The 17,299-nt window shown below is 71.4% G+C and carries 36 protein-coding genes; all 36 read left to right on the top strand.

The annotated features are described in order from the left end of the window. Nucleotides 1–64 precede the first annotated feature (64 nt). Nucleotides 65–331, top strand: a complete 267-nt coding sequence (locus tag ACSIH6_RS19820) for a hypothetical protein (protein WP_435109784.1) — start codon at nt 65–67, stop codon at nt 329–331. 123 nt (nt 332–454) lie between these two features. Further along, nucleotides 455–1,018: a hypothetical protein gene (locus tag ACSIH6_RS19825; protein WP_435109785.1), complete on the top strand. Its 564-nt coding sequence runs from the start codon at nt 455–457 to the stop codon at nt 1,016–1,018. Between the two features lie 65 nt (nt 1,019–1,083). Continuing rightward, a complete protein-coding gene (locus ACSIH6_RS19830; protein ID WP_435109786.1) occupies nt 1,084–1,464 on the top strand; it encodes a hypothetical protein in 381 nt (126 codons plus the stop codon). Beyond that, nucleotides 1,464–1,694: a hypothetical protein gene (locus ACSIH6_RS19835; RefSeq protein ID WP_435109787.1), complete on the top strand. Its 231-nt coding sequence runs from the start codon at nt 1,464–1,466 to the stop codon at nt 1,692–1,694. The genes ACSIH6_RS19830 and ACSIH6_RS19835 overlap by 1 nt, the downstream gene beginning before the upstream one ends. Then, complete coding sequence (locus tag ACSIH6_RS19840; protein ID WP_435109788.1) at nt 1,691–1,951, top strand: hypothetical protein; 261 nt, start codon at nt 1,691–1,693, stop codon at nt 1,949–1,951. Before ACSIH6_RS19835 ends, ACSIH6_RS19840 begins: the two co-directional genes overlap by 4 nt. A gap of 16 nt (nt 1,952–1,967) precedes the next feature. Next, the gene (locus tag ACSIH6_RS19845; protein WP_435109789.1) at nt 1,968–2,336 is read left to right on the top strand and encodes a helix-turn-helix domain-containing protein; all 369 of its coding nucleotides are present in this window, start codon (nt 1,968–1,970) and stop codon (nt 2,334–2,336) included. Continuing rightward, nucleotides 2,333–2,581, top strand: a complete 249-nt coding sequence (locus ACSIH6_RS19850; RefSeq protein WP_435109790.1) for a hypothetical protein — start codon at nt 2,333–2,335, stop codon at nt 2,579–2,581. The genes ACSIH6_RS19845 and ACSIH6_RS19850 overlap by 4 nt, the downstream gene beginning before the upstream one ends. Continuing rightward, entirely contained in the window at nt 2,578–3,465 is an 888-nt protein-coding gene (locus ACSIH6_RS19855) for an SPFH domain-containing protein (RefSeq protein ID WP_435109791.1), read from the top strand. The genes ACSIH6_RS19850 and ACSIH6_RS19855 overlap by 4 nt, the downstream gene beginning before the upstream one ends. Nucleotides 3,466–3,535: 70 nt before the next feature. Then, complete coding sequence (locus tag ACSIH6_RS19860) at nt 3,536–4,660, top strand: hypothetical protein (RefSeq protein ID WP_435109792.1); 1,125 nt, start codon at nt 3,536–3,538, stop codon at nt 4,658–4,660. Continuing rightward, on the top strand, nt 4,650–5,498 hold the full coding sequence (locus tag ACSIH6_RS19865) for an N-6 DNA methylase (RefSeq protein WP_435109793.1): 849 nt from the start codon (nt 4,650–4,652) through the stop codon (nt 5,496–5,498). The genes ACSIH6_RS19860 and ACSIH6_RS19865 overlap by 11 nt, the downstream gene beginning before the upstream one ends. Then, nucleotides 5,498–5,779: a cupin domain-containing protein gene (locus ACSIH6_RS19870; protein ID WP_435109794.1), complete on the top strand. Its 282-nt coding sequence runs from the start codon at nt 5,498–5,500 to the stop codon at nt 5,777–5,779. The genes ACSIH6_RS19865 and ACSIH6_RS19870 overlap by 1 nt, the downstream gene beginning before the upstream one ends. Further along, the gene (locus tag ACSIH6_RS19875; RefSeq protein ID WP_435109795.1) at nt 5,779–6,099 is read left to right on the top strand and encodes a hypothetical protein; all 321 of its coding nucleotides are present in this window, start codon (nt 5,779–5,781) and stop codon (nt 6,097–6,099) included. Before ACSIH6_RS19870 ends, ACSIH6_RS19875 begins: the two co-directional genes overlap by 1 nt. Further along, the gene (locus ACSIH6_RS19880; RefSeq protein WP_435109796.1) at nt 6,099–6,902 is read left to right on the top strand and encodes a hypothetical protein; all 804 of its coding nucleotides are present in this window, start codon (nt 6,099–6,101) and stop codon (nt 6,900–6,902) included. The genes ACSIH6_RS19875 and ACSIH6_RS19880 overlap by 1 nt, the downstream gene beginning before the upstream one ends. After that, nucleotides 6,899–7,279, top strand: coding sequence for a hypothetical protein (locus ACSIH6_RS19885; protein ID WP_435109797.1), 381 nt, complete (start codon nt 6,899–6,901; stop codon nt 7,277–7,279). Before ACSIH6_RS19880 ends, ACSIH6_RS19885 begins: the two co-directional genes overlap by 4 nt. Then, the gene (locus tag ACSIH6_RS19890; RefSeq protein ID WP_435109798.1) at nt 7,279–7,638 is read left to right on the top strand and encodes a hypothetical protein; all 360 of its coding nucleotides are present in this window, start codon (nt 7,279–7,281) and stop codon (nt 7,636–7,638) included. Before ACSIH6_RS19885 ends, ACSIH6_RS19890 begins: the two co-directional genes overlap by 1 nt. Continuing rightward, complete coding sequence (locus ACSIH6_RS19895; RefSeq protein ID WP_435109799.1) at nt 7,635–8,336, top strand: DUF4326 domain-containing protein; 702 nt, start codon at nt 7,635–7,637, stop codon at nt 8,334–8,336. The genes ACSIH6_RS19890 and ACSIH6_RS19895 overlap by 4 nt, the downstream gene beginning before the upstream one ends. Before the next feature lie 250 nt (nt 8,337–8,586). Continuing rightward, nucleotides 8,587–9,012 (top strand): hypothetical protein, encoded by a 426-nt coding sequence (locus ACSIH6_RS19900; protein WP_435109800.1) that lies wholly within the window; start codon nt 8,587–8,589, stop codon nt 9,010–9,012. Then, nucleotides 9,009–9,335, top strand: a complete 327-nt coding sequence (locus ACSIH6_RS19905; RefSeq protein WP_435109801.1) for a hypothetical protein — start codon at nt 9,009–9,011, stop codon at nt 9,333–9,335. Before ACSIH6_RS19900 ends, ACSIH6_RS19905 begins: the two co-directional genes overlap by 4 nt. Next, nucleotides 9,332–9,637 carry a hypothetical protein gene (locus ACSIH6_RS19910; RefSeq protein ID WP_435109802.1) on the top strand — a complete coding sequence of 102 codons (306 nt, stop codon included), beginning with the start codon at nt 9,332–9,334 and terminating at the stop codon, nt 9,635–9,637. Before ACSIH6_RS19905 ends, ACSIH6_RS19910 begins: the two co-directional genes overlap by 4 nt. Next, the gene (locus ACSIH6_RS19915) at nt 9,630–10,433 is read left to right on the top strand and encodes a tRNA(His) guanylyltransferase Thg1 family protein (protein WP_435109803.1); all 804 of its coding nucleotides are present in this window, start codon (nt 9,630–9,632) and stop codon (nt 10,431–10,433) included. The genes ACSIH6_RS19910 and ACSIH6_RS19915 overlap by 8 nt, the downstream gene beginning before the upstream one ends. Continuing rightward, nucleotides 10,420–10,737: a hypothetical protein gene (locus tag ACSIH6_RS19920; RefSeq protein ID WP_435109804.1), complete on the top strand. Its 318-nt coding sequence runs from the start codon at nt 10,420–10,422 to the stop codon at nt 10,735–10,737. Before ACSIH6_RS19915 ends, ACSIH6_RS19920 begins: the two co-directional genes overlap by 14 nt. After that, nucleotides 10,724–11,515, top strand: coding sequence for an RNA ligase family protein (locus ACSIH6_RS19925; protein WP_435109805.1), 792 nt, complete (start codon nt 10,724–10,726; stop codon nt 11,513–11,515). Before ACSIH6_RS19920 ends, ACSIH6_RS19925 begins: the two co-directional genes overlap by 14 nt. Next, nucleotides 11,512–11,835: a hypothetical protein gene (locus tag ACSIH6_RS19930; RefSeq protein WP_435109806.1), complete on the top strand. Its 324-nt coding sequence runs from the start codon at nt 11,512–11,514 to the stop codon at nt 11,833–11,835. Before ACSIH6_RS19925 ends, ACSIH6_RS19930 begins: the two co-directional genes overlap by 4 nt. Then, the gene (locus ACSIH6_RS19935) at nt 11,832–12,794 is read left to right on the top strand and encodes a hypothetical protein (protein ID WP_435109807.1); all 963 of its coding nucleotides are present in this window, start codon (nt 11,832–11,834) and stop codon (nt 12,792–12,794) included. The genes ACSIH6_RS19930 and ACSIH6_RS19935 overlap by 4 nt, the downstream gene beginning before the upstream one ends. Beyond that, a complete protein-coding gene (locus ACSIH6_RS19940) occupies nt 12,791–13,174 on the top strand; it encodes a VVA0879 family protein (RefSeq protein WP_435109808.1) in 384 nt (127 codons plus the stop codon). The genes ACSIH6_RS19935 and ACSIH6_RS19940 overlap by 4 nt, the downstream gene beginning before the upstream one ends. Beyond that, complete coding sequence (locus tag ACSIH6_RS19945) at nt 13,171–13,536, top strand: hypothetical protein (RefSeq protein ID WP_435109809.1); 366 nt, start codon at nt 13,171–13,173, stop codon at nt 13,534–13,536. Before ACSIH6_RS19940 ends, ACSIH6_RS19945 begins: the two co-directional genes overlap by 4 nt. After that, nucleotides 13,533–13,700 carry a hypothetical protein gene (locus ACSIH6_RS19950; RefSeq protein WP_435109810.1) on the top strand — a complete coding sequence of 56 codons (168 nt, stop codon included), beginning with the start codon at nt 13,533–13,535 and terminating at the stop codon, nt 13,698–13,700. Before ACSIH6_RS19945 ends, ACSIH6_RS19950 begins: the two co-directional genes overlap by 4 nt. Continuing rightward, nucleotides 13,697–13,963: a hypothetical protein gene (locus ACSIH6_RS19955; protein WP_435109811.1), complete on the top strand. Its 267-nt coding sequence runs from the start codon at nt 13,697–13,699 to the stop codon at nt 13,961–13,963. Before ACSIH6_RS19950 ends, ACSIH6_RS19955 begins: the two co-directional genes overlap by 4 nt. Beyond that, entirely contained in the window at nt 13,960–14,451 is a 492-nt protein-coding gene (locus tag ACSIH6_RS19960) for a hypothetical protein (RefSeq protein ID WP_435109812.1), read from the top strand. Before ACSIH6_RS19955 ends, ACSIH6_RS19960 begins: the two co-directional genes overlap by 4 nt. Then, complete coding sequence (locus ACSIH6_RS19965) at nt 14,444–14,665, top strand: hypothetical protein (protein ID WP_435109813.1); 222 nt, start codon at nt 14,444–14,446, stop codon at nt 14,663–14,665. The genes ACSIH6_RS19960 and ACSIH6_RS19965 overlap by 8 nt, the downstream gene beginning before the upstream one ends. Nucleotides 14,666–14,671: 6 nt before the next feature. Continuing rightward, entirely contained in the window at nt 14,672–14,884 is a 213-nt protein-coding gene (locus ACSIH6_RS19970) for a hypothetical protein (protein WP_435109814.1), read from the top strand. Further along, entirely contained in the window at nt 14,881–15,516 is a 636-nt protein-coding gene (locus ACSIH6_RS19975) for a hypothetical protein (RefSeq protein ID WP_435109815.1), read from the top strand. The genes ACSIH6_RS19970 and ACSIH6_RS19975 overlap by 4 nt, the downstream gene beginning before the upstream one ends. After that, on the top strand, nt 15,516–15,866 hold the full coding sequence (locus tag ACSIH6_RS19980; RefSeq protein WP_435109816.1) for a hypothetical protein: 351 nt from the start codon (nt 15,516–15,518) through the stop codon (nt 15,864–15,866). The genes ACSIH6_RS19975 and ACSIH6_RS19980 overlap by 1 nt, the downstream gene beginning before the upstream one ends. 40 nt (nt 15,867–15,906) lie before the next feature. Then, nucleotides 15,907–16,245, top strand: a complete 339-nt coding sequence (locus ACSIH6_RS19985; RefSeq protein ID WP_435109817.1) for a hypothetical protein — start codon at nt 15,907–15,909, stop codon at nt 16,243–16,245. A gap of 219 nt (nt 16,246–16,464) precedes the next feature. Then, nucleotides 16,465–17,037 carry a hypothetical protein gene (locus ACSIH6_RS19990; RefSeq protein ID WP_435109818.1) on the top strand — a complete coding sequence of 191 codons (573 nt, stop codon included), beginning with the start codon at nt 16,465–16,467 and terminating at the stop codon, nt 17,035–17,037. Then, a partial coding sequence (locus ACSIH6_RS19995; RefSeq protein WP_435109819.1) for a hypothetical protein occupies nt 17,034–17,299 on the top strand: 266 nt, incomplete at its 3' end. The genes ACSIH6_RS19990 and ACSIH6_RS19995, both read left to right, overlap by 4 nt.

A 17,299-nucleotide genomic window follows, 5' to 3' on the forward strand; every position in this document is an offset into this window, starting at 1 on the left:
GTATATACAAGAAAATTGGGGTATCATGTATATACATTAAAAGGAGCGGCAAGGGAGGCCCCCGATGGCAGAGCAGTCCCCCGGCGAGTTCGTCAAGACGTTCGCGAACGACGTACTCGACCTGCTGGCCGAGAACGGCATCACCGGCCACCAGGCCGTGGAGATCGCGGCGAAGATCGTCGCCAGTCACATGCGGGACCACCACCCCGAGGTCTTCGAGGCCGCGCTGGCCCAACTGCCCGCCCCCTGCGGGGAGTGCGCCTTCTGCAAGGCCCGCGAGGACGAGAGCGAGGACCTGACCGTCTTCATCGTCCCGATCAGCCTCAACTAGACCAACTGACCGGCCGGAGCCCGCTGGGGGTAGGCGCTCCGGCCACCCCGTCGCCGGGGCACGACTGGGGGGCCGTGCCCCGGCGACTCCCACACCCCACCCGCCAGACAGGAAGGCACCGCCATGGGAACGCGAGGATCGCTGACCTTCGTCGTCAACGGCGACGAGAAGACCGCCTACAACCAATGGGACAGCTACCCCGACGGCATCGGCGTGGGAGTCCTGCGCTGGCTGCGTGACGCCGATCTGCCCGAGGCGCGTCGCCAGGCCCGAGAGCTGCGTGTGGTGGACCCCAGCTCCGAGCCGACGCCCGAGGACATCGAGCGCTTCAAGGACATCGCCAACCTCAACGTCGGCGAGCGGGAGCTGACCGACTGGTACGTGCTGCTGCGGGAAACGCAGGGCGCGCCCGGTGCGATCTTGCGCGCTGGGGTCATCGAGGACGCCCGCGACTTCCCGTGCGACTCCCTGTTCTGCGAGTGGGGCTACGTCATCGACTTCGACGGCAACGCGCTGGAGGTCTACGAGGGCTTCCAGTCCGAGCCCCACGACCGGGGCCGTTTCGCCAAGCGCAGCTCCCTCGCCGACCGGCCCGAGTACTACCCCATCGCCCTGGCTGCGAGCTGGCCGATGGACAACCTGCCCAGCGACGAGGACTTCCTCGCCGCGTTCGCCGACAACGAGTAGAGCCGCCGGGGCGCGCTGCGGGGGAACAGCGCGCTCCGGCCCCCACCCCAGGAAGGAGCCCGGCGATGGCCGACATCACCGCCGTGATCGACGACGCCGACCGGCGCCTGTTCGAGGCGACCAAGGGCGCCCCGGCCGTGCACACGGCGGCCCGCGTCATCGCCGCCCTGCGCGCGGTGATCGCTGGCCACGAACCGACGCGGTTCGTACCCCAGGGCGGCAACGACCCCACCCGCTGCGCAGTATGCGGAGGCGATCCCGGCGACGGGAACCACCCCGCCGACGAAGAGGCCATCAAGTTCGGCGGCTACTACCTGTGCCAGTACCGCACCACCGACCTCGTGTGCGAGCTCTGCTACCAGCACGACCGCCGCGAGTACGAATACCAGGGCTGGCCCTGCGGCCCCGTCGCCGCCGCGCTCGCCGCACTGACGAAGGACGCGTGATGGACGCCGACACCACCTCGCCGCCCTCCCGGCGCCAGCCCCCCAACCTGCGGTTGCTCGCGACCTACCAGATCAGCATCGGGATCGTGCTGGCCATCCTCACCCGGGACTGGACCGTCCTGCCGATCGCCGCGCTCGGTATCCCGTGCGGCTACCTGCTCAACCTCGTCGTCATCGACCCGCCGTGGTGGATGTGGCCCACCTTCTGGACCCGGGGGAGTACCCGATGACCACACCGCCCCACGAGCGCACCCGGATCGAGGAGATCCAGGACATGCTCGCGCCCTTCGGCGCCGAGGACGACCTCGGCCCCCGTGAGGACGCCCTCCAGCGCGCCGCGCGCGGCGCCGCCATCGCCAACGGCCTGATCCGGGACTGGCGCGACCGCGCCCGCGAGGACACCGAAGCCGACCAGACCTACCTCGCCCGCGCCGAGACGGAGCTGGCGGACGCCCTCTCCAGTCTCCAACGGGCCCGCACCCTCTAACCGAAGAAAGGACCTCATGCCCACCGCCACGGCCCCATCTCCGCCCCTGAACTCCAGAGAAGTCGCACGCCTGCTCGGCATCGGCATCGACACCCTGCACCACCTGGACGACGGCGGGCAGATCCCGGGTTTCCGCACGCCCACCGGGTATCGCCGGTACCGCCCCGCCGACCTGGAGCGCTACCTCGGAGAACCGGACGCCCGCGGTGGCTGGCAGCCGCTGCTGACCACGGCCCAGGTCGCTCGCTACCTGCGCGTCCACCCCAAGTCGATCCGGCGCTGGGCCAGGGACGGTGACCTGGTCGAGGTCCGGGTGGGCAGCGTGCCCCGCTACCGCCCCGCCGACCTGGACGCCTGGCTGGACCCCGCGAAGGCCGTCCGATGATCGCGGCCGTTGCGGTCCTGCTCGTCCTGGTGGCCACCCTCGTGTGCGGCGTCTGCGCCGTGATCGCCATCCGGGCCCGGCGAGACACCGCGCACGTGCGGCGCGTGGCCACCACCCACCGCGAGTTCGTCGAGGGCCTGCACCGCTGGGCCCTGGACGCGGCCGACGTCGACCCCACCGCTCGCGTGCTCGTCGACAAGGTCAACGCCCACACCAAAGCCGTCTACAAGATCGAGGAAAGATGACCTCTCCCACCTCCCGCCGTACCGCCGCCGCGGCGGCCGCCCTGCTCGCGCTCGGCCTGACCGCCTGCTCCGTCAGCACCCAGCCGGACGAGGTCGCCCTGGAGTACTCCGCGGGCCCGTTCTCCTCCACGGAGTTCGACAGCTGCATCGACCCGGGCAACCGGGACTACCACGGCCCCGGTGACCGCACCTTCACCTACCCGGCCGGCCAGCGGACGCTGACCTTCTCCGGCGCGGACGACGCCGAGATGGGGACCGCCACCGTGGTCTCCTCCGACGACCTGGAGCTGAAGGTCACCGGCCTGGTGACCTTCAGTCTGGTCACCGACTGTGACGTGCTGCGGCAGTTCCATGAGCAGCTCGGGCTCAAGTACGGGGCGGACGAGACCTCCGGCTGGAACACGCTGCTGGCCGACTACATCGGCGCCCCGCTCAACCGCGCCCTGGACGACGCCACCAAGAGCTTCACCTGGCGCGAGCTGTACACCTCGGGCGAGAAGAAGGCCGAGTGGGAGGGGCTCGTCGCCGAGCTGCTGTACGAGTACATCGCCGAGCAGGGCGGCGGCAACTTCTTCGGCCGCCCGACCGGCCCGGCCGAGGACGACCCCGAGGACTGGGGCGTGCCGCAGCTGACCCTCCAGCAGCCCACCCCGCCGGAGGAGGTGCGCGCCGCGCTCACCGCGGCCCAGGAGGCGATCGAGCAGACCACCGCCCAGGAAGCCGAGACCGAGCGGGTGGAAGCGGAGCTGGAGGCCATCGAGCAGCTCGTCGAGGTGCTCGGCCCCGACGGCTACCTCGTCTACGAGGCCCTGAAGAACGGCGAGATCGAGGTCCTCCCCCTGCCCTACGGCAGCGACGTCAACGTCACCCCTGGTCGCGACTGACCAGCGACCGCCGCGGCTGGCCCTGCCCCGCCAGCCGCCCCATCCACTACGCCCCCCGGAAGGAGGCCCCGTGTTCAACCTCTTCGACGAAGGCTTCGGGAAGCGTCCCCGATGGGCGCCCTCCGACGCCCGGACCACGTACTGCATCGCCCCGCCGGTGGGCTCGCTGGTCGGCCTGGACCACCGCGCCTGGGAGGTGCTGGAAGTCCGGCGCGTCCCGCTGGCGGACTGGAAACCCGAGGACCACGAGCGCCTGCGCCGCAAGGCCGACGGGCAGGACCCCGAGGAGTGGCCGGACGCGCCCCACTACCTCATCGTCCGCCAGGTCGGATCCCACCAACGCACCCACTGGCGCACCCGGGCCCGCAAGTCGGCCTGGCACCTGCTGCCCGAGCACTACGCGGTGTGCCACCGCTGCGGCGACGTCGCCCCGTGCCGCGAGGTCCTCGACGAACAGGTCGCCGCCCGCGCGCTGGAGCGGCTGGCACGCATGGAGGCGATCCTGCCCGGCTGCTGCTGGGGATGCGGGCAGCCCGTCACCAAGCGCCAGAAGACGATCCGCTTCGAGGGCGAGAACCTCGACCTGCCCGGCGGCCAGGAGGTCGTCTTCCACACCCGCTCCTCGTGCGACCACCTGGCCCGCGCCTACGAGGAACGCTGGGTCGCGGCCGCCCCCGGGCGCACGCGCCGCCTGTCCTGCCCCGGCGACCTCATCACACACATCGACGGCACCGAGTGCACGGCGCCCCTGGAGTGCCCCGGCTTCACGACAGCGCACCGCAGCTCGGAGCGCCACGTCATCGGCACCAGCCTGACCGAGACCCGGTGCACCCGCTGCAAGGACGCGCTCGCGCGCCAGCTCGCCGACGGCAGCCCGATCAGTCCTGCCGACATCGACCTCGACGCGGTCCTGGCCCTGCACCAGGTCACGCTCGCTCTGGGAGGCGCGTCCTCGATCACCTATCAGGAGGGCGGCTGGGCCGCGGAGATCCGCCTGCGCGACGGCTCCTCCCACTGCCGCTGGCGCCTGCCCACGGTGGAGGCCGCGGCGGACGCCGTGGTCGCGTCCGTGCTGATAGGCCGCAAGTGCCGGTGTCTGCAACTCGTCGCCGTCTCCGGCCCCTCCGGCTGCCGCTGGCGCCGGGCCGGGGATCGCTGGGTGGCCGGGTGCAAGGCGGTGTCCGATGCGGCCTGAGACACGAGCGCTCGCCATCGGCGAGGCAGTCGACGCCGCCTGGCGGCGCCGCCACGGCTACGGTCGCATAGAGGTTCCGCTGTCCACGGTGGCCACGTTGGCGCTCATCGCGCCCGCGTGGAACGAGACCGATCAGGCGTCGGCCGAGATCGCCGCCATGAGCCGGGAGGCGTTCGTCGCCTTCGCCCGGCTCCAGTGGGACGTCTTCGTCAACCACCGCCCCGACCTGGTCGAGCCCGCCTGGCCATTCGTCGCGGTCTGGCTGGGCGAGCAGGCCTCGGACGACGAGCTCCTCGGTGCGCACGAAGTCGCCCGGGCCGCCCTGGGAGCGGGACTACTCCAGCTCACCGCGGACCCCGGCACGCGCCGTCGGGTCGACGTGCTCGGCGTCGTGCTCACTCTGCTCAAGAGCTCGAAGGCCGCAGCCGCGCAGGGCGCCTACTACACGCCCGCCCATGTTGCCGAACTGCTGGCCCGGATGGGAGGCGTCGAACGCTCCGACAGCGTCTACGAGGCCGCCGTCGGCACCGGCGGCCTGCTGCGCGCGGCCGCCGAGGTTCTGCGCGAGCACGGTCGCGACCCCGCCGAGGTGGCATGGACGGCCGTCGACATCGACCCGATCGCCATCGCCGCGCTGGCGGTCAACACGATCCTGTGGGGCCTGGGCCACGACGTCCTGCTCGGTGTGGCCAACGTGCTCACCGAGGACTGGGAGGAGGCCGCCCGAGCGCGCCGGTTCGAGACCCGACGCCTGGCCGCCGACCTGCGCCGCCACCGCACCCTGCTGCTGACGCTCGGCGTCACCAGCCGCCGCGCCTACGCGGGGGTGAGGACCTGATGCCGCCCTTCGCCCTGACCAACGCCTACCTGGCCCTGGGGGCCCTGGTGGCCCTGGCCCTGCACATCTGGGTCGGCCGCATGGCCGTGGCCACCCCCGCATCCCTGTGCAAGAGCTGTCGGCGCATCCGCGCCGACCTGGAGGAGATCCTCGGCGACGTCATGGCGCTCGCGCCGACGACCTGGCTGTTCTACCTGTTCGCGGCCATGCTCACGTGGCCGCTGGTCGCTCTCCTGCTGCTCTTCACCTACACCCACCGCTGCTCCCGGAAGGAGAGCTGATGCCCACCAGACCCCGAGGCAAGTGCCGCGAGTGCGGCCAAGGCCTCGTGCTGCGCCTCGACGGCAACATCCGCCGGCACAACGACCCCGAGCTCGTCATCGTGATCTGCCGCGGGAGCGACCGCCCGCCGCGCGGCACCGACGAGGGCCTGCTGTGCGCCGTGCCGGGCTGCGGCCATATCGAGAAGGCCTCGGACGCCGACCCCGACGCGGCGGTGGAAGAGATGGGCGCGCACATGCGCCGCCACTACCCCGCGCTGCGCCCGGACCAGCTCGGCCCGGCGCCGAAGATCACCCCGCTGCCGAAGGAGGAGTCCTGATGGGACGCCAGGTCCGACGCGTGCCACTGTCGTTCGACTGGCCACTGGGCCAGGCGTGGGAGGGCTTCCTCATGCCCAAGGCGCTGCACCTGCCGCCGTGCCCGGACTGCCGCCACGGCGAGGACTACGCCACCGGCTACTCCCGAGAGGCCTGGGCCGTCCACGCCACCTTCTACCCGCTCATGATCTCCGGCTCCCGGACACACGGGGAACGACTCGCCTGGTGCGACAAGCTCGGTCAGGTCGAGGTCGACCACCTGGTCGCCGAGGGTCGCCTACGGCAGCTGCGCCAGCGCGTGCCCACCGAGGACAACCCGCGCACCTGGGAGTGGACGAGCGTCCCGCGCACCGCCGCCGAGGTCAACGCCGCCAACGGTCGCGGCACTCCCATGCTGGGCGACCTCCACCACGACGGCGTCAACCGGATGATCCTCGTCCGCCACCGCTGCGAACTGCTGGGCATCAACATGGCCTGCCCCACCTGCGGGGGGAACGCGGACGTGGGGACGCCCGAGCAGCGCGCCGCCCACGAGGGCTGGCGGCCCACCGACCCGCCCACGGGGGAGGGCTGGCAGCTGTGGGAGACCGTGAGCGAGGGCTCGCCGATCTCCCCGGTGTTCCCCTCCTCGGAGGGCCTGGTCGCGTGGATGTCCGACCCCGAGCGCGGCGACGCCTGGCTCCCGCCGCCCGTGGCCGCGAAGTTCGTCGCCGACGGCTGGGCCCCGAGCTTCGTCGCCACGCCCGTGACCGGTGTGGTCTCCGGAGTCGAGTACGTCGGCATGCGAGGGGAGGAGGCCCCGTGAAGCTCACGGACCTGGATCCCGAGCTGCGCTTCGATCTGCGCCACCTGCACGGCGACGAACCGCTCATTGTCCCCGCTGCCGACGGCGAACCGCTGACCGCCACGCCGACGCCCACGCCCCTGTACTGGCACATCCGCGACGTCGGCCCGGTGAGCATCCAGCTCGCGGAGATGCTTTTCAACTGGCGCATCACCATCAGCCTGCTCACCGAGCCCTGGTTCATCGAGGGGGCCTGGTGCTACTTCGGCCGCGACTGGCAGTCCTTCTCCCGCGCCGTGCGCGCCGCCTACGCCTTCGACCCCACCACCCAGGACGCACCGCAGGGCTTCGACAAGGCCGCCCTGCCGTGGTCCGCCGCCGCCCTCAGGAGAACGTGATGCAGACCTACCGCCCCACCGCCACCGTCCGCGCCGAGCGCTGGCTCCCCGCCGACGCCGCGCGCACGGCCACCATCCTCAGCACCCTGCTCGCCGCGGGGGTCGACTTCTCCCATCACGGCCGCGGCACGGACGCGACCCTCATCATCCACCAGAGGCAGGAGGGCATCACCGTCACCGCTGGCGCCTGGATCCTCCTGCACGAGGACGACACGGTCTCCCTGGAGGACGCCGAGGACTTCCCCGTGCGCTACGCCCTGGTGAGCACCGAGCACCGGGGCGTTCGCAACCGTACCGGGGCCGTCGCCCCCGGCGCCACCGTCGTCCAGGGCCGCGACATCCACATGGACCGGCTGTGACCGCGGTACGCCCCGGCCAGCTCTACGAACGGTGCGGCCCGCGCGGCGGCCAACTGGTGCGCATCGACAGCGTGTACGGACACCGTGCCCAGGTCACCAACGCCGACGGCAGCCACTCTCGCCCCCTTCTTCTCAGAAGTCTGCACCCCACGGGCCAGACCGACAGCGGAACGGATCGCCGCACCGGCTACCGCCTGGTCGCCGAGCCCGAGGACTTGCGCACCACGGGCGCGCCTCGGCGCATCCAGCGCCGCCGCACCCGCGGCTGGCGCATGCCCGAGTCGGCCATCTACGTCGGCCGCCCCTCCAGGTGGGGCAATCCCTGGCCGTTCCGTACCCGTGGCGCCCTCGCGCGCGTGCCCGCTCTGGACGGCTCGGCATGGGAGTGGGAGGGCCGCATCAGCACGGCCGGGACAACGCACCCCTACTGCCACCCTGACGGCCACATCACCCGCCACGAGATCCGGTACATGACCCGGGCCGAGTGCGCGGAGATGTACCGCCGGGCGCTCACCTCGCCGACCCGGGAGGTCCACCTGTACCAGGGCTACGGGCTGCCGTGGCTGACCGTCGAGGATGCTCGCCGCGAGCTCGCTGGACGCGACCTGGCCTGCTGGTGTCCGCTGCCCGAGGAAGGCCAGCCGGATCACTGCCACGCGGCGGTCTTGCTCTCCGTCGCAAACGGATTGGAGGTCTGACGTGCCACCGAGACTCCAGCTCAATGGTCAGCGCTTCGGGAAGCTGGCCGTCCTCGGAGAGAGTCACCAAGACGCCAGAGGAGCTGTCCACTGGAACTGCCGGTGTGACTGCGGCCAGAACGTCACCGTTCGCGGAAGCCAACTCAAGGGGGGCGCCACGAGGTCCTGTGGTTGCGGCGTTCGTGAGGCCGCCAGCTTGCCGCGGTCCCATGGGAAGACCGGTACCCCGCTCTACGAGCGCTGGCGAGCCATGGTCAACAGAGTCACTCTGGAGAACGGGCCCGAGTACCACAACTACGGGGGACGTGGCATTCGCGTCTGCGAGCGCTGGGAGTCCTTCGGGAGCTTCGAGGAGGACATGGGGCCCACGTTCTCCCCCGAGCTACAGCTCGACCGCATCGACGTAAACGGTGACTACTCTCCGCAGAACTGCCGCTGGGCCACTCCTAAGGAGCAACAGCGGAACAAGCGCACCAACCACGTCGTGGAGTGGTCTGGGCTGTCGATGACCGTTCAGGACTGGGCCGAGCTGCTCTCGCTCAAGCCCAACACGGTGGTGCACCGCCTCCGCAGGGGATGGTCCGTCAAGCGCGCCCTCACGAAGAACGCGGACCCAGACGCACTCGCAACCGTTATCAGCCAGTGCGCTGGGCACTCGGAGGTCGCCAACCCATGAGCTACGACATCTCCCTGGTCATCGACACGGGCTCCAGCGAACCCGTCGAAGTCGTCGAAGTCGGCAACTACACGAGCAACGTCGCACCGATGTGGCAGTGGGCGCTCGGCGTTCGCCTCCGCGACTACGACGGTGTGCCCTGCGATCGGGCCCTCGCCCCGCTACGCGACGGCATCCGCCGCATGCAAGCCGCCCCCGACTTCTATCGGCCGCTGACCACCAACCCCGAGTGGGGCGACTACGAGGGAGCCCTCAACTTCCTGGTGAAGTTGACCGACGCCTGCGAGGCCAACCCCAAGTGCACGATCGAGATCGACTCATGAGCAGCATCATGCTCACCCGCTGCGAGGGGTGCACGCACAACTGGCACCCCGCACCCTTCCGTCCGCACACCTGGGTCGGTCAGGACGACGCCGCCCACCTCGGTCTGCCCTGGCCCCTGCCCGAGGACGAGGCCCGCCGCCGCCCCTGCGCCTGCCAGTGCGCCGGCGGCCCCGGCGGCTGCGTCACCGCGGACCAGGCCGTCGACCAGGCCGCCGCACGCGGCGACTGGGCCGAGGTGGTCAACCTGATCGGCCAGGCGGTCAAGGCCACCTGGAGCACGGAGGACGACAGCGATGCGTGAACCCCTGGAAGACCGGATGCGCGAGTACGAGGCGGTCACCCGCGCCGTTCTTCCGCGCCGGACCTACACCCTCATCCGCGTGGACGGCCGCGCCTTCCGCACCTTCCTCAAGCGCGCCGCCAAGCCCTTCGACCACGACGTCATGGCCTCCATGGACGGCGTCGCCCGGGCCCTGTGCGCCGAGATCGCCGGAGCCGCCTTTGCCTACGCGCAGAGCGACGAGGTGAGCGTGCTGGCCACCGACTTCGCCACGACCACCACCCAGCCGTGGTTCGGTGGCGTCGTTCAGAAGATGGCCTCGGTGTCCGCCTCGATCGCCACCGAGGCCTTCAACCGGGAGTACGGGATCCGCCACCAGGGGGTCGCCACCTTCGACGCGCGCGTCTTCACCATCCCCGACCCGGCGGAGGTGGGCAACTACTTCCTCTGGCGCCAGCGCGACGGCGCCCGCAACGCCGTCTCCATGGCCGCCCGGGCGCACTTCTCCCACCGGGAGCTGCACGGGGTGTCCACCGAGGCCGCGCGCGAGCGCCTGCGCACCGAACGGGGCGTCGACTACGAGACCTACCCGTCCGGGGCCCGCCTGGGCCGGGTGTGCACCCGCGAGGTCTACCAGGAGGAAGTCACCTACACCCACAAGCGCACCGGCCAGGTCCACGCCTCCCCGGCCACGCGCTCGCGCTGGACCATCGCCGCGGCACCGGAGTTCGACGCCACCCGCGGGTGGCTTTCCGAGCACATTCCCGCGTGCCCGGCCGCCCCCGTCCACCAAGGAGGCACCGTTGTCACCTCGTAAGCGAACCCGCCGATCCCCGGTCCAGATGTCCGCCGAACAGGCGACCGTGCTGGCCCCCGGAACCAAGGGGCGCGCCGCACTGATCGCCAACGCCCGTGGACTGGCCCAGCCTGTCGCCGCGCGCCAGCTGGAGATGTCAGCCCGCAGCTACCGCCGACTCCTGGCCCACGTAGCTCAGCTGCTGGGCGCCGACAACGTTCGCCACGCCACGAGCCTGGCTATCGCACTCGGCCACATCACCCTGGCCGACCTGACCCGACCGCCCACGAACACCTCGGGAGCACCCACTCATGCGGACCACTGACCTGCGCGCGCTCGACCTGGCCGCGCTCAACTCGGCCACCAAGTACCCCTCCATCCCGACCTACCACCTGCTCGACCCCACCGCGCGCGGCAGTCTCAAGGAGGAGGCCCTCACCTTCACCGGCGACATCGTGGCCCGCGAGAAGCTGGACGGCGCCAACGCGCGCATCATCTCCCTGCCCGGCGGCGAGTACGTCCTGGGCAGCCGCGAGGAGCTGCTGCACGCGCGCGGTGACCTCATCGCCAACCCCGCCCTGGGCATCGTCGACGCCCTGCGCGAGGTGGCCGAGAGCCTTACCCCGCCCTTGGCGAGCATCCGCGTCCACTACCTGGAGGTCTACGGCGGCAAGGTCACCGCAGCCAGCCGCGAGTACACCGGCAACCGTGCCGTCGGCTTCCGCCTCTTCGACGTGGCCACCGTCGCCTTCCACGTGCTCAGCTGGACGCGCGAGCGCATCAGCTCCTGGCGCGAGGACCAGGGGCAGCTCTTCCACGAGGAGGAGGAGCTCATCGAGCACGCCGCCGAGGACGGGCTGGAGATGGCGCCTCACGTGTGCACCATCAGCGCCAGCGACCTGCCCACCGACATCGAGGGCATGAACGAGTTCCTCGGCAAGGCGCTGCCCTCCACTCAGGCCGCCCTGGACGGGAACGCTGGCGGCACTCCCGAGGGCATCGTCCTGCGCACCACGGACCGGTCCGTCATCGCCAAGGCCCGCTTCCAGGACTACCGACGCACCCTCAAGCGACGTGGGGCCGACGCGAAGGGGCGCCCGTGAGCCAAGCCCAGACTCTGCCCAACATGCCCAGCCGCGCGGTGCCCATCGTCGTCAAGCGATGGCGATGCCCGTGCTGCACCTATTCGCGTTCGCGACAGGAAGTCGTTGAAGCGCACATCGACGTGTGCTGGAAGAACCCCGGCAACCGGGCCTGCCGCACCTGCGCGCACTTCCAGCCCGCCGACTCCGAGAGGTGCGACTGCACCTACAGCTGCCCAGGTGTGTCCTGGCCCGACACCTGCCGAGTCGGCCGTGAACTCCCCGACGGCCGCCCCGTCCTGCACTGCCCCGGCTGGGAACCGGAGGAGGACGCAGGGTGAAGCACACCGACGCCGCGGCCACCCTGCGTTCCATCGGCGAAGCCCTCCGCCGAGCCGAGGACCCGCACTGGTCCGACCCAGAGATTCTGGAGTGGGAGCGTCGTCAGGTCACCTACCTGATGCCGTCCTGGGCTCCGCATATCGAATACCCCGAGGGTGTCCTGGAGTTCCTCGCGCACCCGGGGCCCGGATCCGGGCGCGCCCCCAGAAACCGCGGCTCCTGGGGGCGTCGGCTCTGGTCGCTGGAAGGGGACGTGTCGGAAAGCCGCACCCCTCCCATGAAGATGACGGCCGCCGACTACCCCGCGCCCGAGCGTCCCCAGCACGGGCCGCTGCTGCTCGGCCCCGAGCCGGAGATCGGCTTCGTCGAGGACGCCGAGGCCAGACTGCGGGTGCACTGGCCCGAGTCGATGGCCGGCCCAACCGGGGACGAGGACGACGTGCCGCCGGGGCCGGGAGAGAGGCTGAGCGCGCTCGTCGAGTACCTCAACCGCACTCCGCTGGACGACACCCGCAACCGTGTCGCGACCGCAGAAGCGGCGCGCCGGCGGCCCGCCCCCAACGGCAACTCCATCGCCGGCGTAGTGGTCGACGAGTTCGACTCCTACCTGCGCCGGGCCCTGAGCGAGCACCTCGTCTCCGTCACCACAGCCTTCGACGACCTGGTCAGACCCGCGTTCCAGGAGGCCTACGAACGCGCCCAGGAGAGCGCCCGCGTATCCACCACCTGGCGCTTCACCATGGAGGTCATCCCGGACGCGCCGATCGACCCGCGCACCCTGGAGATCACCGCCGCCTCGCGCGAGGTCCTCCTCGACTGGCGCGACGCCCGCCCCCGCCCGTGGACGGCCTTCACCGCCGGGCCCCAGCATCAGCCCCGCGGCCGCCAGCGCCGCAGCCCCAACCCGCGAGCCCTGTCCGCGGCCCGCGCCCCACGACGCGCTGGGAGGCGACCGTGACCTTCGACCACCGCAAGCTCACCCAACCCGAGCTGGCCGCCGAGGCCCGCGCGCGCTTCGGCGACGACCCGCTCGACTGGGCCTTCGTCTGCCCCGCGTGCAAGGACGAGGCCACCGGCCGCGACTTCGCCGAGGCCCTGGCCGCCCACCCTCGCAAGCGTGACGGCCGCCTCGTGACCGCCTCCGACCTGCTGGGGCAGATGTGCATCGGCCGCGTCATGGGCGCCCTGCACACCCCGCCGACGCACACCCGCGGCTGCGACTGGACGGCCTCCGGCCTCTTCCGCGGCCCCTGGGAGATCGTCCTGCCGGACGGCCGGAGCGCATGGGCCTTCCCTCTCGCCGAGGCCCGCACCCCCGCCAAGGAGGGAGCTCGATGAGCTACACCCTGATCCTGCACGTCGAAGGGCCCGCCACCCTCGGGGATCTGACCGTCACCGGGTTCGGCACCGCCCGCACCGCGGCCGCGATCGGCGAGGACTTCGCGCAGGCCCTGCGGGCCCGGTACGGCGACGTCACCGTCACCGCCGAGGTCGACTTGTCCGACCGGCGACACGTGATCGACCTGCGCGAGAGCAACTGGACCCTCAGCCACCCGTTCGCCTGCCGACCCCGGCTGTTCGACTGCCCCGTCACCCAGGCGGCCGAGCGGGATCTGACCGGACCCCGGCCGGAGCTCGGCCGGTTCGCGTGCGAGCTCGACAGCCAGGGCCACCTCGTCATCGGGGAGGCCGTGGCGTGAGCGAGCACCAACCGCAGATGACCATGCGGGAGAGCGCCATCGCCATGCACGAGGCGTTCACCAGCTACATGGAAGCCGGGTTCAATCGCACGGAGGCCCTGTACCTCACGGCGTGCATGCTCCGCGCCCCCGAGCCGCCCCGAGAGAAGGGGAGCGAGTCATGACCGCCCTCACCCACATCGCGGGGCTGGAGATCCAGGTCTGCCACTACCTGCGCCAGCGCTGCGCGTGGTGCGGGGCGACGCTCATCGACTACGACCTCGCCCGTATCGCCGTACCCGAAGGCCAGGACCCGCGCCCCGCGACGTGGCCCGCAGGCGCCCTGGTCGCCGTCGACGGCTCCGTGAAATGGGTCGTGGACCTGCCCAAGGACAGTCCTCTGCCCGCCGACGCCTGCGCTCAACTCGATCCGGAGGTCACCGCATGAGCGATCCCATGACCGTCTGCCTGTGCGGAAGCACGCGCTTCCAGGCCGAGATGGCCACCGCCAACCGCCTCCTCACCCTCGCCGGCTTCATCGTGCTCGCCCCGGGCGTCTTCCAACACCAGGGCGACACCATCACCCCCGAGGACGAGGAGCGCCTGGACGCGCTACACCTGCGCAAGATCGACCGGGCCGACTACGTGGTCGTCGTCGCCCCGGGCGGCTACGTCGGCGAGTCGACCCGACGCGAGATCGCTTACGCCCGCCGGCAGGGCACGGGCGTCACCTACTGGCACGACCACGAGCTCTATCAGGAAAAGGAGCCGCGCATCCGCAGCGAGCACGTGCTGGCCGTCATGGACGAGGCCCGCGCGCTGGTCGCGAACATCGACAACCCGCCGCCGGAGCGCCTCCAGGACTCCGGCTCCATCCCGGCTGAACCCCTGGGCGCGGGGGTCGGGCCGACGCTCACGGAGGACACCGATGGCTGAACGACCGCCCACCAACGTCATCTCCCTGACCGAGCGGCGCGGCCAGTACGACGGTCTCACCTGCTCCTGCGGGTGCACGTGGTTCCGCCTGGAGCGCCTCGGCGCCGACCGGGCCGGCGCCGTGTGCCTGACCCGGGACGGCCGGGTCACCGGCTACGTCGGCATCCCGACCTGTACCGAGTGTGGCAAGCACGTCTTCACCGAGGAGGACTGAGGAGCCATGAGCGACCGAGGCCGAGACACCAGCCGCGAGCTGACCGAGGTCCGCACCGTATGGAAGCGCGCACTCACTGGCATCGAGCAGATCGACTACGCATCCCACGACGAGACGCCAGACCCGGACGCGGCCGAGATGCGCGCGGCCTTGGAGCGGGTCGTGGAACTCCTGGAGCCGTGGAAGCGCACCGGCCGACCGAAGCGGGGCGGCCAGTGAGCGACGCCGCACTTCTGCGCCGCGCCGCCGCCCTCGCCCGCGAGGTCGCCATGGCCGCCGCTCAGGCCCGCCCCGGACCCTGGCACGTGGCCGTCGACCCGCACAGCAACGGCCCCGCCAGCAGCGTCCGCAACTGCGACCGCCACGTCACCGGCTACGTCCGCCCGGCGATCGCCCGCCATGCCTCCCTGTGGCACCCCGGCGTCGCGACCGCGGTGGCGGACTGGCTGGAGCAGCACGCGAACGAGCACGACGTCTACGACTGCAACTGGGAGGCCTGGGCGTGCGCGGCGCTGCGCACGGCACGCGCTCTGCTGGAGATCGTCGAGCCAGGCGAGGGCCTCGATTCATCCGACCACGCGACTGATGTCGGTGAGCAGGGCGTCGGCGCGCAGGTACAGGACGGCGTTCCCTACGACCTGATCCTCGTCCACCACCCCAACCTCCGCGTGGGTCTGCTCGCCCAGGACAGCGCGCCCATCAACGAGGCCACCGCCATCGCCCCGGGGGTGCCCGAACTCGCCATCCCCACCCCGAAGGCCGCATGCCCGCGGATCTCCGCGGTCGAAATCGAGACGACCCACCTGACCGTCCGACGCCGCCCTCAACACGAGACACCTGGAGATGCCTGATGATGATCCACGACCGCTGGCGCGTGGGGCGCCGCAACCCGTGCTGCGCCTACTCTCAGGAGACCCCCGAGCCTTCCGACGACGACACCTTCGTCGGCGCCCTCCAGTCGCCCGACTTCACGACCCAGGCCGTCCACGCGGTCAACACCCTGCCCGAGGCCCTCGACGTCCTTCGCGACCTCGCTAGCGCCTACGCCTGCGACACCAAGGGATCCGTCGACGAGAACCATCCCGACCTCGGGGCGCGCGTCGGCGAACTCCTCGGGTGCCCCGAGTGCGGAGACAGGCCCAGCATCCACTGCACCTACTGCGGCACCTGTCCGTGCGACTGCGGGGATCCCGATGTGTGACCCCGGGGACTCCCGTCGAGGAGGGCCAGAGGAGGTCGACGTGCTCCGCGGCCGCGTTGCCGCTCAGCTGGAGTCGGCTGCCATGTACCCCGGAGGCGTCGACTGGGCCGACGCCGCGATGGCCGCGGTCACCCCGGCCTTGGCCGACCGTGATGCGCGCATCCAGGAGCTGGAGGACACCCTCACCCGGATCAAGAGCGGTATCGCCCAGGCGGCGGCCCGCGACGCCTACGCGTTCGGCGCGCTCTACTACCCCACCTACGCCAAGGGTGTCCAGGCCGGATACAAACGGACGCTGCGCATCATCGACCGCATCGTCAACGGACTCGACTGGGACGGTCGGCCGCGCGCGGAGGCCAAGGAGGACGAGCGTGGCTGACCACCCGCCGGAGGACGCAGACATCCGCGAGCGGGCCGCAGCCGCCGAGCGCCGCGTCCGCGAGCTCGAAGCAGAGCTCGCCATCCTCCAAGCCGCGGGCGCCGAGCCCGACGCGACGCTCCTGACCGGCATTGGCGGGGCGCGGGGGGGGAGGGGACCACCATCTCCCTGCGGCCGCCGACCGAGATTCTCAAAGCCATCGTCAAGAGCCTCATCGCGATGCTCGACGGCGCGCCGAACTACGTCGAGATGGTGGTGAGCGAGGCCGGCAGCCCGGACCGATACGTGGTCCGCGTGCAGCGCGCCGAGGGGCGCACGCCGCACGAGCTGCGCACCGAGGCCGAGACGCGCGCGAGGCGGGCAGAGCGCGAGCGTGACGCCGCTCGCGCGTTGTCCGACCGCCGATGGCTGGCCTACCAGTCCGTGCGCCGCCGCGCGACCGAGCGCACCGCGGCGCTCCAGGTGGCCGACGGCGACGTCCGCCACTGGGCGACCGAGGCCATCGACGCCCGTCGGATCATGGAGCGCCGCGGTGCGCTGGTGAAGGAGCTCAAGCCCCGCGTCGCCGAGTTGGAGCGCGAGGCCGAGCAGTTGCACCGCCAGCTGGCTGCGGCCACCCGGTTCGAGTTTCTCGGCGCGGACGGGCACACGGTGGTCGCCGAGCGCGCGACCGAGGGTGCGCGCGCCCGCTGGTGGGTGATGGGATGGGGCGTCAGCGAACTGCACGAGAACGGGCCGGCGGCGCGAGCCCAGGCTCAGCGCAAGGCCGAACAGGCGGGAGACAAGGCGTGAGGATCGCACGCGGCAACATCGTCAGCTTCACCCCGGACAGCGGGTGGGAGGTCATCTTCGGCGCAGACGGCGAGCAATGGGCCGAGCCCGTTATCGGCTGGGCCGTCGTGGCGCTCGGCCAGGTGGCTGAGGAAGACGGTGGGGGAGTGGACACCGATCTCCAGCCGGTCATCCTGCCCGACGGTAAGGGGGAGGAACCGCAGTTGCTGCGGCACTACCGCGAGGAGTACGGCGAGCCCGAGTGGACCCTGAGCCGCGCCTG

This window comes from Nocardiopsis synnemataformans (genome assembly GCF_965343085.1).
Lineage (GTDB): Bacteria > Actinomycetota > Actinomycetes > Streptosporangiales > Streptosporangiaceae > Nocardiopsis > Nocardiopsis alborubida.